The organism is Thermodesulfobacteriota bacterium, from assembly GCA_040756475.1.
Lineage (GTDB): Bacteria > Desulfobacterota > Deferrisomatia > Deferrisomatales > JACRMM01 > JBFLZB01.
In genome coordinates this window covers 1-1,669 of record JBFLZB010000362.1, presented here as the reverse complement: position 1 = coordinate 1,669, position 1,669 = coordinate 1, and the positions used below count along the sequence as shown (strand labels likewise).

Below are 1,669 nucleotides of genomic sequence, written 5' to 3'. Positions count from 1 at the left end.
GATGGCCCCCACGTTGCCCTCTGCGCCCAAGGCGGCCATCTCGGCCGTTGGTTCGTGGCCCCACCAGTTTCCCCGGGCGTCCAGGAGGCCCAGGGAGCTTCCGGAGAACGCCGTGAACTTGCGGGTACGGGGGGGCAGGGTCTGGGGGCGGGCGGGCGCTTCGGGGTGGAATTGCCCCAGGTCCCGGTAAGGGATGCGCTGCTCCACGTGGATGGACTGGTGGTCGCCCAGCACCATGGCGAAGCGGGTGTTCCCCGAGAGGTCGTTGTCGTGCACCCGGGGGTAGGCAGAGTGGTCGCAGAAGATCCCGACCCCGTTTCCGGTCACGGCGTTCTGGGCGACCGTCGGGTTGGAGAGCTTGACGGCCCACAGGCCGGTGCCGTTGCCGTGGATCCGGTTGCCGAGGAGGAGGGGGTTGGACTTGAGGTCCACATGCACTCCGTACTCGTGCCCCCGGATCTCGTTGGCCTCGATGGACGGGGAGGAGCCCTGCACGCAGGCGATCCCCCCCACGGCGTTCTCCCCGATCTCGTTTCCCGCCAGGGCCGGGGCGCTCCCGTAGGAGCACACGATCCCGCCTTCGCGGTTGCCCAGGATCCGGCACTGCTCCACCCGGAGCCCCGTGCTCTGGCGGAAGAAGAGGCCGGTGGCGTTGTCCGAGACCTCGGTGGCGAAGAGCCCCCCGTCGCCGTGGCGAAGCCCCACAAAGCCGGTGCGGTTGCGGGTGAGCACGCTGTTCTCCACCACGGCGGAGGCTGCCTTGACCCGCAGCCCCTCGTCGGCGTGCTCGATGCGGCAGTGGCGCAGCCGGCTCGTCCTGCCCCGGGTGTCCTCGATCACCAGCCCGCCCCAATCGCCGGGCTGGGGCTCCGGGTCGGCAGAGAGGAACCGGATCGGGTGCTCGGGGGTGCCCTCGGCCACCAGGGCGCCCCGGATCACAAGCCTCGCCTTGTCCGCCGGCTCGGCGCCGGGCCGGGCCGCGAACCGGACCTCGGTGCCGGGCCGGAGGAGGAGGGTGACTCCCCCGGGCACGGTGACCTGGCCGTCGACTTCCACCCGGCCTTCCCACACGGCATCCTGGGGGAGGGTGACGGAGGCGAGCTCGGGTGCGGCGGCCGCCGGAGAAGCGCCCAGGCTCGCCAGTGCCAGGGCCAGGGCGAAGAGCCCCCCCAACCCTTTCCGGGTGCGGGCGGCTGCCGGCGTCCTGGCGCTCTCCATGGTTGTGTCTCGGCTCCCCTCAGCAGGGGTGGACGCTGGAGGTGCCGGTGACCTGGGGCTTCACGTAGGGGCTCTTCTGCATGGCATGCTCCTTGTGGGTTGTGGGTTGTGGGTTGCGGGTGGCATGTTGCGGGTTGCGGGTGGGGCCTTTTCTCCAACGCGCCACGCGCAACAAGCAACGCGCAAACCCTTTACTCCCTCAGCTCTTCCAGCTCCACGTATCCCAAGGTGTCGCCGAGCTCCACCCGGTCTCTGCGGTGCTTGACGGGGCGCACAAAGACGCCCTGGCCGGGGGAGGTAAGCGTCCAGGTTTGCTTGCCCCCTTCCAGGGTGACCAGGGGCTGGCCCTTGGCCACCTCTTCCCCGGGTTTCACCAGCCACTGGGCAAGCCGCACCCGGTCGCGCTCCTGGCGCGGGGCGAGCCGGGGCACGAAGAGGGTGCCCTGGATGC

Annotated in this window: 2 protein-coding genes; both read right to left on the bottom strand. The window is 70.7% G+C overall.

Going from position 1 to position 1,669, the window contains the following annotated elements; all coding sequences use genetic code 11:
- Positions 1-1,218: right-handed parallel beta-helix repeat-containing protein (locus AB1578_23735; protein ID MEW6490909.1), on the bottom strand; the 1,218-nt coding region annotated here is incomplete at its 3' end.
- Between the two features lie 191 nt (positions 1,219-1,409).
- The coding region (locus AB1578_23730) for a biotin/lipoyl-containing protein (protein MEW6490908.1) at positions 1,410-1,669 on the bottom strand (260 nt) is incomplete at its 5' end.